This window comes from Kineothrix sp. MSJ-39, from assembly GCF_018917935.1.
GTDB lineage: Bacteria > Bacillota > Clostridia > Lachnospirales > Lachnospiraceae > CAG-194.
In genome coordinates, this window is record NZ_JAHLPN010000020.1 from 41,555 (window position 1) to 55,027 (window position 13,473).

14 protein-coding genes are annotated in these 13,473 nt (G+C 45.3%); all 14 read left to right on the forward strand.

From position 1 onward, the window contains the following. Window positions 1-162 precede the first annotated feature (162 nt). The 14 genes from KQI22_RS11615 to KQI22_RS11680 all read left to right on the forward strand — a co-directional run bounded on the left by KQI22_RS11615 (window position 163) and on the right by KQI22_RS11680 (window position 12,918). Window positions 163-1,113, forward strand: a complete 951-nt coding sequence (locus tag KQI22_RS11615) for a phosphate ABC transporter substrate-binding protein (protein ID WP_216552519.1) — start codon at window positions 163-165, stop codon at window positions 1,111-1,113. Between the two features lie 4 nt (window positions 1,114-1,117). Then, window positions 1,118-2,038: a phosphate ABC transporter permease subunit PstC gene (gene pstC, locus KQI22_RS11620; RefSeq protein ID WP_216552521.1), complete on the forward strand. Its 921-nt coding sequence runs from the start codon at window positions 1,118-1,120 to the stop codon at window positions 2,036-2,038. Continuing rightward, window positions 2,039-2,908 (forward strand): phosphate ABC transporter permease PstA, encoded by an 870-nt coding sequence (pstA, locus tag KQI22_RS11625; RefSeq protein ID WP_216552523.1) that lies wholly within the window; start codon window positions 2,039-2,041, stop codon window positions 2,906-2,908. Window positions 2,909-2,940: 32 nt separating this feature from the next. After that, complete coding sequence (gene pstB, locus KQI22_RS11630) at window positions 2,941-3,711, forward strand: phosphate ABC transporter ATP-binding protein PstB (RefSeq protein ID WP_022003824.1); 771 nt, start codon at window positions 2,941-2,943, stop codon at window positions 3,709-3,711. 24 nt (window positions 3,712-3,735) lie between these two features. Then, window positions 3,736-4,398, forward strand: a complete 663-nt coding sequence (phoU, locus tag KQI22_RS11635) for a phosphate signaling complex protein PhoU (protein WP_216552525.1) — start codon at window positions 3,736-3,738, stop codon at window positions 4,396-4,398. 150 nt (window positions 4,399-4,548) lie between these two features. Beyond that, a complete protein-coding gene (locus tag KQI22_RS11640) occupies window positions 4,549-5,622 on the forward strand; it encodes a 6-phosphofructokinase (protein WP_022003822.1) in 1,074 nt (357 codons plus the stop codon). 2 nt (window positions 5,623-5,624) lie between these two features. After that, window positions 5,625-7,190: a DNA polymerase III subunit gamma/tau gene (gene dnaX, locus KQI22_RS11645; protein WP_216552527.1), complete on the forward strand. Its 1,566-nt coding sequence runs from the start codon at window positions 5,625-5,627 to the stop codon at window positions 7,188-7,190. 18 nt (window positions 7,191-7,208) lie between these two features. Next, window positions 7,209-7,559 (forward strand): YbaB/EbfC family nucleoid-associated protein, encoded by a 351-nt coding sequence (locus tag KQI22_RS11650; RefSeq protein WP_216552529.1) that lies wholly within the window; start codon window positions 7,209-7,211, stop codon window positions 7,557-7,559. Further along, the gene (recR, locus tag KQI22_RS11655) at window positions 7,559-8,158 is read left to right on the forward strand and encodes a recombination mediator RecR (protein WP_022003819.1); all 600 of its coding nucleotides are present in this window, start codon (window positions 7,559-7,561) and stop codon (window positions 8,156-8,158) included. Before KQI22_RS11650 ends, recR begins: the two co-directional genes overlap by 1 nt. A gap of 44 nt (window positions 8,159-8,202) precedes the next feature. Next, a complete protein-coding gene (locus KQI22_RS11660) occupies window positions 8,203-9,255 on the forward strand; it encodes an aldose epimerase family protein (protein WP_216552531.1) in 1,053 nt (350 codons plus the stop codon). A gap of 59 nt (window positions 9,256-9,314) precedes the next feature. Next, window positions 9,315-9,659 carry a hypothetical protein gene (locus tag KQI22_RS11665; protein WP_216552533.1) on the forward strand — a complete coding sequence of 115 codons (345 nt, stop codon included), beginning with the start codon at window positions 9,315-9,317 and terminating at the stop codon, window positions 9,657-9,659. A gap of 241 nt (window positions 9,660-9,900) precedes the next feature. Further along, a complete protein-coding gene (locus tag KQI22_RS11670; RefSeq protein ID WP_216552535.1) occupies window positions 9,901-11,286 on the forward strand; it encodes a LysM peptidoglycan-binding domain-containing protein in 1,386 nt (461 codons plus the stop codon). 73 nt (window positions 11,287-11,359) lie between these two features. Then, entirely contained in the window at window positions 11,360-12,526 is a 1,167-nt protein-coding gene (locus KQI22_RS11675) for a DUF5711 family protein (protein WP_216552537.1), read from the forward strand. Then, window positions 12,526-12,918, forward strand: coding sequence for a CvpA family protein (locus KQI22_RS11680; protein ID WP_216552540.1), 393 nt, complete (start codon window positions 12,526-12,528; stop codon window positions 12,916-12,918). The genes KQI22_RS11675 and KQI22_RS11680 overlap by 1 nt, the downstream gene beginning before the upstream one ends. Window positions 12,919-13,473: the final 555 nt, after the last annotated feature.

A 13,473-nucleotide genomic window follows, 5' to 3' on the forward strand; every position in this document is an offset into this window, starting at 1 on the left:
TTACAAATTTCTTACCGAAACATGATTTTATGTAAGAGGTATCCGGTGTTACACTCGATCCTGTAATAAGGAAGAGAAAACAAACGAATACCTCTTTTTTATTGTATCGTACGGAAGAAAGCCGCACGAAAAATAAGAGACTCATAGTGGAGGAGAAAGAAAATGAAAAAGAACAAACTTATGACAGTACTCATGGCTGCAACAGTTGCAGCTGGCTTATTAACAGGATGCGGAAGCAATGCAGCAGATACAACCGCAGATGCAGCAGCAACAGACGCAAGTGCAGACGCTGCAACAGATGAAGCAACAGACGCAGCTACAGATGCAGCAACAGATGAAGCTGCAGACGCAGCAACAACAGATACAAATGCCGATCTTTCAGGAAGCATTGCAATGGCAGGATCTACATCCATGGAAAAACTGGCAAATGCAGTTGCAGAAGCTTTCATGGAAAAATATCCGGGTGTCAGCGTTACAGCAGAATTTACAGGATCTTCAGCAGGTATCGAATCACTGGAGGGCGGCAGCGTAGATATCGGTAACTCATCCAGAAGCTTAAAGGATGAAGAAAAAGCAGCAGGTTGTGTTGAGAATATCGTAGCGATCGATGGTATCGCAGTTGTTCTGGATCCTGCAAATACAGTAACAGATCTGACACAGGATCAGCTCGTACAGATCTACAAAGGCGAAGTAACAAACTGGAAAGATCTCGGCGGATCAGATGAACCGATCGTAGTAGTAGGTCGTGAAGCAGGTTCCGGTACAAGAGGTGCCTTTGAAGAATTACTTGGCCTGGAAGATGCCTGCCAGTATGCAAACGAACTGGATTCCACAGGTGCTGTCATCGCAAAAGTAGCTTCTACACCGGGTGCGATCGGATATGCTTCTCTCGATGCAGTAGATGACACAATCATTGCAGCAAAACTGAACGGTGTTGAGCCGACAGAAGAAAACATCAAAGCTGGCAGCTATATCCTTTCAAGACCATTCGTAATGGCAACAATGGGCGAAGTAAGTGCGCAGAGCGAGCCTGTACAGGCACTGTTTGACTACTTAAAATCTGATGAAGGAAAACAGCTGATCCAGAGCGTAGGTCTGATCACGGTGGACTAAGTATATGCATACATCAATCTTTGCAAACCATAAAAACAAATCCATAGTAGAAATTATCGCGCACATCATCTTCGTGGTATGTGCACTGGTAGCAGTAATGGCGGTCTTCGCCATTACTGCTTATATGATCATAAACGGATCACCGGCACTTTTCAAAGTAGGAATCAAGGAGATATTATTCAATACAAAATGGGCACCGGCGGCAGCGGAACCTCATTTTGGTATTTTATATGTTATCCTGACTTCTATTATTGGTACATTTGCAGCAATCCTGTTAGGCGTTCCGGTTGCACTTCTGACAGCAGTATTTCTGGCAGAGGTTGCGCCGAAGAAACTTGCGGATATCGTAAGACCTGCGGTAACGCTTTTGGCAGGTATTCCTTCCGTTATCTACGGACTTCTCGGAATCCTGATCTTAAATCCTTTGATGTATAAGCTGGAAAAAGCCGTTTTTGCAGGATCCTCCACCCATCAGTATACAGGCGGTTCCAATATGCTGTCTGCGATTCTGGTTCTGGCGATCATGATTCTGCCGACAGTCATCAATATCAGTGAATCAGCATTGCATGCAGTTCCGGATCACTTAAGAAGTGCTTCTCTTGCACTGGGCGCATCCAAGATCGAAACGATATTCAAAGTAGTGATCCCGGCGGCAAAATCCGGTATTATCTCTGCAATTGTCCTCGGTGTAGGGCGTGCGATCGGAGAAGCAATGGCGATCACCCTCGTTTCAGGCAGCAGCGTCAATGCACCGCTTCCGTTTAATTCTGTCAGATTCCTGACAACAGCGATCGTCAGCGAGATGGGATATGCATCAGGTCTACACAGACAGGTGTTGTTTACGATCGGTCTTGTCCTTTTCGTATTCATTATGATTATCAATCTGGTACTGACAGGTATTTTAAAAGAGAAGGAGGAAGACTAAATGACAGGCAGTATTATGCATAAGACACATAAATTAAAAGATCACATCCTTCTTTTTCTGATCTATCTGTCAGCGCTTTTCTCTGTACTTGTGCTGGTATGTATCATTGGATATGTTGTGATCCGTGGTGTCAGAAATGTGAATCTGACTTTCCTGACAACCGTGACAAGCGCGATCAAGCAGACAACGGGTATTGCGGGAAACATTATAAATACACTTTACATTGTTGTTCTGACATTATTGATCGCAACCCCGATCGGAATCGGATCTGCGATCTATCTGAATGAATATGCAAAGGGAGGAAAGCTTGTCCGTCTGATCGAGTTTACGACAGAAACACTTTCCGGAATCCCATCGATCATATTTGGTCTGTTCGGAATGGTATTTTTCGGAACAGCCTGCGGATTTGGCTATTCAATCCTGACAGGTGCGCTTACCCTGACGATCATGATTCTGCCACTGATCACAAGGAATACACAGGAAGCACTCAGGAGCGTTCCGGAAAGCTACAGAAGCGGAGCACTTGGTATGGGCGCTACAAAATGGTATATGATCCGTACGATCCTTCTGCCATCTGCAATGCCCGGTATTTTAACAGGTGTACTTCTGGCAATCGGCCGTATTGTTGGTGAATCTGCAGCACTGCTGTTTACAGCCGGCAGCGGATTTGTGCTTCCGAAGACGGCGATCGGCTATCTGAAAAAGATCATGGAATCAGGCGGAACGCTTACGATCCAGCTGTATCTGTCAATGGCAAAAGCGCAGTATGATGTGGCGTTTGGCATTGCACTTGTACTTCTGGTGATCGTATTCCTGATCAATATGCTGGCAAGAGGAATGGCAAAGAAGCTTCAGGTAGACAAAAAATAACAGCATTACATAGATAGAAAGAGAGACAAAGAATGAAAAAGGAAACAAATCCTTCCAAAATCGTTGTACAGCATCTGAATCTGCATTACGGTGAAAACCATGCACTGAAGGATATTAATATGAATATTGCGCAAAATGCAGTGACTGCATTTATCGGCCCAAGCGGATGCGGAAAGTCTACATTTTTGAAATGCTTAAATCGTATGAATGATCTGGTAGATTGTGTGAAGATTGACGGAACGGTAACGATTGACGGAGAAGATATTTACAGTCCAAAGGTTGATACGACATTACTCAGGAAAAAAGTAGGCATGGTATTCCAGCAGCCGAATCCATTTCCAATGAGCATATACGACAATATTGCGTATGGTCCGCGTATTCACGGTATTACGGCAAAAGCAAAACTGGATGATATTGTGGAGCGTTCTCTGAGAGATGCTGCCATTTTTGAAGAAGTAAAAGACAGATTGAAAAAATCCGCACTCGGTTTATCCGGCGGACAGCAGCAGAGACTCTGTATCGCAAGAGCCCTTGCGGTTGAACCGGAAATCCTTCTGATGGATGAGCCGACAAGTGCACTTGACCCGATCTCTACTTTAAAAGTAGAAGATCTGATGGAAGATCTGAAAAAGAAATATACAGTTGTAGTTGTAACCCATAACATGCAGCAGGCAGCACGTGTGTCTGACTATACAGCATTCTTCCTGCTTGGTGAGCTGATCGAGTTTGATACAACGGATACAATCTTCAAGCATCCGTCCCAGAAGAAGACAGAGGATTATATTACCGGTAGATTCGGTTGATGGATAGGAGAAAAGGAGAAGGAAATGTCACCAAGAAGATTATATGAAGAAGAATTAAAACAGCTGCAGGAAAGCGTTGAAGAAATGGGAATGGGTGTGCGCGCCACGTATGCCAGACTGTTTTCTGCCCTGCAGCAGCAAAAGGAAAGCGTGATCGAAGAGATCATTGCAAGTGACCAGAGTACACATACCCTGCAGAGAAGGATTGAAGGAAGCTGTCTGAACCTGATCACAAAACAGCAGCCGATCGCCAGAGATCTGCGTCAGGTCAGTGCCTCTTTGAAAGTAGTAACGGATATCAGCAGGATCGGAGATCAGTGCAGTGATATTGCCGAACTGGTCAAACGAATGGGCTTTAAGGATCTGAAAGAATTTTCCGAGCATATTCCGCAGATGATCGAAGAGACCGGAAAGCAGCTGACAGAAGCCATTAACGCTTTTGTAGACCGCAGTGCAGAAAGTGCACAGCACGTTGTGGAAGGCGATGACACAGTAGATGATCTGTTTAATCTGGTAAAAAATGATGTCATCACACATCTGAAATCGGAATCCAAAAATCCGGATGACTGTATTGATGTCATGATGTTTGCAAAGTATCTTGAGAAGATCGGTGACCATGCGGTCAATATTGCAAACTGGGCAATCTTTCAGGAAACGGGAGAGGTGGATCACATCCGCCTGCTGTAGGAAATAGATGGATAGAAACGCCGGGAGCGCAGCTCCCGGCGTTTTTTAATTAGCCGTTGTGATAAGGCATAAAATGAGCTATAATATTCTCATATGGGCATAGCAAACTGCTTCATAAATCTATGATCTGAAATGGGAGGAAATCTTGTAATGAAAAGAATTGGTATGTTGACAAGCGGCGGCGACTGTCAGGCATTAAATGCTGCCATGCGTGGTGTGGTAAAGAGTATCCTGAACGCGGAAAGTGATGTGGAGATTTATGGCTTCTTAGATGGTTACAAAGGCCTGATCTATGGGAACTTCCGTATGCTGACCGGGCATGATTTCTCCGGCATTTTAACAAAAGGCGGAACGATTCTGGGCAGCAGCCGTACTCCTTTCAAGCTGATGCGTGAGCCTGATGAGAACGGACTGGACAAGGTAGAAGCAATGAAGCAGAATTACTACAAGCTGCAGCTCGACTGTCTTGTGATCCTTGGCGGTAACGGAACTCATAAAACAGCAAATCTGTTGAGAGAGGAAGGCCTCAATATTGTTACACTGCCAAAGACGATCGACAATGACCTCTGGGGAACAGATATGACATTCGGTTTTCAGAGCGCTGTCAATATTGCAACAGAAGCCATTGACTGTATCCATACAACGGCAGCTTCCCACGGCAGAGTATTTATTGTGGAAGTGATGGGACACAAAGTCGGCTGGCTGACATTAAATGCAGGTATGGCAAGTGGTGCGGATATCATTCTGATCCCTGAAATTCCATATAGCATTGACAGCATTATCAATAAGATTGACGAAAGAATACAGAACGGAAGCCGTTTTACGATCCTTGCGGTGGCAGAAGGCGCTATTTCAAAGGAAGATGCAAAGCTGTCCAAGAAGGAATACAAAGAAAAGATGAAAAATTATCCATTCCCTTCCGTATCTTATGAACTTGCACAGCAGATCAGAGAAAAAGGCGGTTATGATGTACGTGTTACGGTTCCGGGACATACACAGAGAGGCGGAAGCCCATGTCCGTATGACCGCGTATTTGCTTCCCGTCTCGGTTCTGAGGCAGGCAAGCTCATTTTAAACGGTGAATATGGCTTCATGGTAGGTATCAAAAATCGTGAGATCATCAAAGTGCCGTTGGAAGAAGTGGCAGGCAAGCTGAAAATGGTATCACCGGATGCTTCTATTGTACAGGAAGCAAAAATGCTTGGCATCTGCTTTGGAGACTAACTATGTCCTATCAGGCACTATACAGAAAGTTCCGTCCGGACAACTTTGCGGATGTCAAGGGGCAGGAGCATATTGTAACAACATTGCAAAACCAAATAAAAGCGGACAGAGTCGGACATGCTTATCTGTTTTGCGGAACGCGCGGTACCGGTAAGACAACGGTCGCAAAGATCCTGGCAAAAGCTGTAAACTGTGAAAATCCGCAGGACGGTAATCCATGCGGAACCTGCAGGATGTGCAGGGCGATCACGGCCGGCGCGAGCATGAATGTGATCGAGATCGATGCAGCATCCAACAACGGCGTGGACAATATCAGAGAGATTGTTGATGAGGTTTCCTTTTCGCCGGCGGAAGGAAAGTATAAAGTGTATATCATCGATGAGGTGCATATGCTCTCCATCGGTGCTTTCAATGCCTTGTTAAAGACGCTGGAAGAGCCGCCGTCTTATGTGATATTCATTCTGGCGACGACAGAAGCGCATAAAATACCGATCACGATCTTATCCCGCTGTCAGCGATATGATTTTAAGCGTATTACGATCGACACGATCACGCAGAGACTGCAGGATCTGATGCAGCAGGAAAAGGTAGAGGTCGAGGATAAGGCACTCCGTTATGTGGCAAAGGCAGCAGACGGCTCCATGCGTGATGCACTAAGTCTGCTGGATCAGTGTATCGCATTCCACTATGGCGAAAAGCTGACCTATGATATGGTACTGGATGTGCTCGGTGCGGTCGATACACAGGTATTTGGCAAAATGCTGCGTCAGCTTGCGGATAAAAATGTGCAGGGATCGCTTTCGCTTCTGGAAGAGATCATATTGCAGGGCAGGGAGCTCACACAGTTCGTAACGGATTTTATCTGGTATCTGCGCAATCTCTTACTGCTCAAGACATCGGAAAATATCGAAGATGTGGTGGATGCTTCCACGGATAATCTTTCTCTGATGCAGGAAGAAGCAGAGCTTGTCAGCGAAAATGCACTGATGCGGTATATCCGTATCTTTTCGGAGCTGTCAGGGCAGCTTCGCTATGCGGTCGGCAAACGGATCATGATCGAAATGACGCTCATCAAGATCTGCAGACCATCCATGGAAACAAAAAATGATGCTTTGTTAGAAAGAATCCGTGATCTGGAGCATAAACTGGAAACAGGAAATTTTGCTGTACCGCAGAATACGGTGGCAGCAGCTGCACAAGATGCACCGGCAGAAGAAGTGCAGGAAAGACCGCAGCTTCCGAAGGCGGTTCCCGAGGAAGTACAGCAGGTTGTCGGACGCTGGGGTGAGATCGTCCAGAAGACCGGACAGCCCATGCGGACATATCTTTCGGGCAGTAAGCTGAGCCTGGGCGGTGAGAACAGACTTCTCGTCGTATTACCGGACGGACTGCAGTCGGATTATTTCATCAAACATCCCGAAAACAAAGACATCCTGCAGGATCTGATCGGACAGGTGATCGGGAAAGAGATCCAGGTCGAGGTCAGACCGCTTGCAAAGGAACAGTCATTTGAACGTTCTTATATTGATCTGAGTCAGATCATTCATATGGAAATAGAAGAAGAATAAAACAGGAGGAAATGAAATATGGCAAAAAGAGGTGGTTTTCCGGGCGGAGGAATGCCTGGTAACATGAACAATCTGATGAAGCAGGCACAGAGAATGCAGCGTCAGATGGAGGAAAACCAGAAAGCGCTGGAGGAGAAGGAATTTTCCGCAACAGCAGGCGGCGGAGCTGTAGAAGTTACAGTATCCGGCAAAAAAGTAGTGACAAAAGTAAAACTGGATAAAGATGCAGTAGACCCGGATGATGTGGAAATGCTGGAAGATCTGATCATGGCAGCCACAAACGAAGCACTGGGAAAAGCAGATGAAGCAAGTGCTGCAGCAATGTCATCCATGACAGGCGGTCTGAATCTCGGAGGACTTCCGTTCTAATGGATCTGTACAGCGGTTATATCAATCAGTTAATTGAACAATTTGCTTCACTGCCCGGTATCGGCAATAAATCGGCGCAGAGACTGGCTTTCCATATGGTCAATATGCCAAAGGAACAGGTAGAGCGTTTTGCCAAAACAGTAGTAGATGCCAGAAATAATGTCTGCTACTGCAAGATCTGCTGTACACTGACAGATCAGGAGATCTGCCCGATCTGCAGCAATCCCAAACGGGATCACAGCACGATCATGGTAGTGGAAAATACACGTGATCTGGCAGCTTATGAAAAAACCGGCAAATTTGACGGCGTTTACCATGTGCTGCATGGTGCGATTTCGCCGATGCTCGGGATCGGGCCTTCGGATATCAGGCTGAAGGAGCTGATCACCAGATTGCAGACGGACGAAGTGAAAGAAGTCATCATTGCGACAAATTCCAGTCTGGAAGGCGAAACGACAGCGATGTATATCAGTAAACTGATCAAGCCTACCGGCATTAAAGTGACGAGGATCGCAAGTGGTGTTCCGGTCGGCGGCGATCTGGAATACATTGACGAAGTGACACTTCTGCGTGCGCTGGAAGGCCGTACGGAGCTATAACAGGATATGTAATGGAAAATGGATGAGAAATGGGAGGAAAGAACATGATAGAAGAAAGAAAGTTTGGCAGAACGATCGCCGGAGAGGACATTATGCTGTATAGCCTGAAAAATAAAAATGGCATGCAGGCTGATGTGATGAATTTCGGAGCGATCCTTGTAAATCTTTTTGTACCGAACAAAAACGGAGAAGTAAAGGATGTTGTGCTTGGCTATGACAGAGCAAAGGATTACTTTGTAAACGGAAGCTGCTTCGGTTCAACGATCGGACCGGTTGCAAACCGTACAGCAAAGGGACAGTTTGAGCTGGGTGATACAATTTATAATCTGGTCATCAATGACAATGACAACAACCTGCACAGCGATGGAAACGCAGGACTGCATAAGACAATGTGGCAGGCAGAAAAGAAAGAGGCAGAAAATGCAGTGACATTCTCTGTTTCCTGCAAGGACGGTCTGCTGGGATTCCCGGGAAACCGTAAATTTGCCGTGACTTATAAGCTGACAGAAGACAATGCATTGGAGATCCACTATTTTGCATCTACCGATAAGGATACACTTGTCAATATGACAAACCATTCTTATTTTAATCTGAAGGGAAATGACAGCGAAACAACCGTAGAAGATGTCAAAGTATGGCTGAAGGCTTCTCATTATACAAAGATCCGCCATGGTGCCATTCCGACAGGTGAGATCGCATCCGTAGAAGGAACGCCGTTTGATTTTACAACCATGAAGCAGATCTCTCAGGATATTGATGCAGAGAATGCACAGCTTGCGCTTGTAAAGGGTTATGATCACAACTTTGTGATCGATGACTATGAAGCAGGCAAAGTACAGAAGATTGCAGAAGTAGTAGATGAAAAAGCATTAAGAACCATGGAAGTGTATACAGATCTGCCGGGCGTACAGCTTTATACAGGAAATAATATGGTTCCTGAGCTTGGAAAGGGAGATGCCCTGTATCCATGTCGTGGCGGTATCTGTCTGGAAACACAGTTCTTCCCGAACTGCGCAAGACAGGAAGGTTTTATCAAACCGGTTGTGATACCTGAAAAGCCGTTTACTTCTACAACTATCTACAAATTTGTTAACTAGTCAGAGCTATACAGAGCTGTAATGGCTGCGTATATGGTGACATGAAAGAAGGAGAAAAGATGTCTGGAAAAACAACAGCGGGCATATTGACGCTGCGTCTGTGTATCGGCGGCTATCTGGTATACCTTGCGTACTCGCTTGTCGTTCCGCTGCCGACAGATACAAAAATGCGCGTGATCAGTATTGTATTTGCAGTATTGTTTGCGATCATCGGCTTTTACATTGCGCTCAAGGCACTGATCCGTCTGATTAAAAAGGATTATTATGATCCGATGCGTGATGCACAGGAAGAAGTGGAAGGCAGTGATACTGAAAATGCAGAGGAAACGCCGGCGACTGTGGAAGAAACAGAACATACAAAAGATGTGACAGAGCAGGACGCAACAGAAAAAACAGATGAATAAAATATCGCAGAAAAGGCTAAAAAAAGAACGGATTTCCGAAAAAAGAATGCCGAAATAGGAGAGAAAGAGACGAGATAGCAAAACTCGTCTCTTTTTTTGTGCACTGGCGTCGGATGAAATAGGAAAAAAGACGGCTTTTTTTGCTAAATTCTGCCAGCATCGGATGCTATTCTGAAACAGGATAATCATACAGGATATGCGAAATGCTGCCTGTTTAGAATGGTATAAGGAGGAAAAAGAAATGGCGGAACAAGGAAAAGAAGGCATGCTGCCAAAAAACATCAGACAGATCGGACAGGCTACCGGTAATCAGAAAATATATCTGGAGGATTATGTGATCACGTACCTGCGGCAGATCCTGACACCGGAGGAGAATATGCGTGTCATGATCCTGTACGGACACAAGGAGATGATAGAGGACGAGCTTTACTGGTTTGTCAACGGGGCAGTGGAAGCACAGCATGATTTCTTTATGGAAAAGACGATCATTGACGAAGAATCGTGGAAAAAGGTCAATGAGATGGCGGAAAAATTCTTTCCGGATCTGACGGTCATGGGCTGGGCGATCACCAGAGAGGATTCCACGGAGGATCTGGAAGAGCAGATCATGCGGACGCAGCGGCAGTTTTTCAGACCGGATCAGAAGCTGTATTTTGAGTACATAACAAGTGATAAGACCGAAGCATTGTATCTGCATGAAAAAGGAAAGCGGAACATGCTCAGCGGCTATTACATTTATTATGAAAGAAACGAATGTATGCAAAACTACATGGTTTCCCTGCGGACAAGGGAACGCCATCCGGAAGAAATGAATGCAGACCATGCAGCGCGGCAATTCCGGGAAGTATGTCAGGAAAAGAAACAGGATCTGCACAAAAAGAGAAGCTCTGCATTTGCAACCTGTGCCAGTCTGCTTCTTGTCATGGCGATTCTTGTGATCGGTATTACAATGCTGAATAATTATGAAAAGATGCAGAGCATGGAGCGTGTACTGTATCAGATTTCCGGGAAAATGGATGATGCCACAGAGGCGACAGCGGATGCGGATACAGCACAGGATCAGACAGTGCAGGATGCACTTCTGGCAGAAAACACGCAGGCGGCAGACCGGACGGCGGAAATGACAGCAGATGCACAGGATATGTCGCAGACGGCAGAAGCCATGCAGACCACCGGAGCGGATGTGACAGCGGAGCAGGCAGATCCGGCGATGGCAGAACAGACGGTGGACGGGCAGGCGGCAGGTCAGACAACTGATGAAAATATGACAGCGGAGAATCAGTCAGATAACGGACAAGCTGGTGGTGAACAGGAGGTGGATCCAAACACAACTACGGAACCTTCGGACAAGCCGGATGCAGATATTACGCCTGCAGCGGATGAAAATGCAGCAGGATCGGACGTGACAGAAAACAGCAGTGCAGATGCTTCCCAACCTGCGGCTGAAACAACCGCGCAGGCGGGCGCCTCACAGGAAACAGTTTATATGATCAAGCAGGGGGATACGCTGGCAAAGATCTGTATGCAGTATTATGGCAATCTTTCCAAAATGGGGGAGGTATGTGAAAGAAATCAGATCGAAGACAAAGATAGTATCTACTATGGACAAAAAATAGTGCTTCCGTAAAAAAATATGGTATAATGGATTGTCGCACAGAAAACAGGCGGCGTTGCGTGAAGGTTGTACAAAGGAGAATGGAATGAAACAGATCGGAAAGAGCAGGACAGATTATAAAGATAGAATCTTTCATCATAAACTGACGATTGTCTACAGGGTACTTCTGGCGATCGTACTTGTGGCGGCGATAGCGGCTGGTGTCAAAATATATCTGGCAAATCAGGTATATACCAAATTTGAAACGATCAAAACGATCGACAAGGTAGGTACCTCGGACGGTGTATTCCAGAAATATCAGGACAATCTGCTGACATACAGTAAGGACGGTATTTCTGCCTATGACAAGGATGGCAAACAGCTCTGGAACCAGACTTATGAAATGCAGGAACCGATCGTTGTATCCAGAGGCGGTCATGTGGCGGTTGCGGATTACAAGGGCAGTCTTTTGTATCTGATCGGACCAAGCGGAAATGCAACAACGGTAGAGACCAACCTGCCGATTCTGGATCTGGATGTCTCTTCTTCCGGTATTGCGGTTGCAGCACTGCAGGATGATGCGACGATCTACCTCAGAATGTTTTCGACGACAGGTGATGTGATCTCTGAGATCAAAACATCCATGCAAAAGAGCGGTTATCCGCTTGCGTTCTCTGTTTCGCCGGATAATATCAAGGTGGGTGTATCCTATCTGAAAGCAGAGGGCGGCAAGATCAATACCAGTCTGGCATTTTATAATTTTGGCGGTGTCGGGCAGAACGAAACGGATAACTTGGTCAGCGGCTATGATTATGCGGGTGAACTGTTTCCGCTGCTGTTTTATCCGAATGAAGATAATGCGCTGGCAGTAGGAGATAAACGTGTTCTGATCCTGAAAGGAAAGCAGAAGCCGACGCTTCAGACGGAAATAGAACTGGATGCTGAGGTGCAGTCTGTATTTTATAACGGAACCAATTTTGCGCTTGTTTTCCGCAATACAGAAAAGGACGGCGGTTACAGTATACAGGTATATGATATGAACGGCAGAAAGAAAATGTCGGAAACGATCGATTTTGAATATACGGATCTGATCGTCGAGAATGACAGGATTCTTGTGTATAACCAGAATCAGCTTGTTATATACGGATTAAACGGTGTGAAAAAATACGAAGGAGAGCTGGGTGGAACGATCCAGGCGATCGTACCGACTTCTTCCAATACAAAACTGCTTGTTGTATTGGAAGACAGTATTCAGCTGATAAAGTTAAGATAATGGAATTGTTTGATATCATAGGACTCGTGATCATAGTGGTGGCTGCACTTAGAGGCTTAAGAAGAGGCTTTGTCGTAACACTGGGCAGGCTGTGTGCAGGCATCTTGTCACTTTTGCTTGTTTACCTGCTCAATACATGGGCATTTGCGCAGCTTGTCCCGACTCTGCTGGTCGACCATCAGGTTGTGGTTGTCAGAGTACTGCTTTGCATCATATTATATATTGTTCTGTTTCTGGTATTAAAGACGATCATTCTTTCCCTGCGGATCCTGACAGGGCTTCCTATTATAAAAGGATTGAATAAACTGCTCGGTTTTGGGGTGGGGGCTGCATATGGAATACTGCTGGTCGGTGTTCTGCGGATGCTCCAGAATATGCTGCCTATTTTCTGACACATGTGATACGGCAGAAGCATGCTATATCCGAAAACAAGTATATGTATATGATTTATATGATCTCTTCTATGTTTTTTCTACTGGTTATATACGGAAAAAGATCACGTTTATCTATATAGAAGAAAAGCATGAAACGGGAATCCGGAAAGAGTAAGACCACAGCATATAGTGCCTGAAAAACACGCTGCCTACAAGCAGGCAAAAAAAGAAAAAGAATTATGAAAAAATAGGGAAAAGCGTGTTGACAAATAGAAAAGGCAGTGCTATTATAAAATTCGCCGCGAAAAAGTGGTGTAAATGAGATCGAGAGATCCAAAAGAAAATAAAAAAGGTGTTGACAAACGACAAAACACATGATATTATATCAGAGTTGCGTCGAGAGATACAACACAGAACCTTGACAAATAAACAGCAATGCAACCCTGAAAATTCTAAAAAGAATTGTTCAGAGAACAAAACCTAAACAAAGTAAATTAACGGTTAAACTTAGCTAGAGTTAATTTTGACCAAAGATCAAAACTTAAACATGAGAGTTTGATCCTGGCTCAGGAT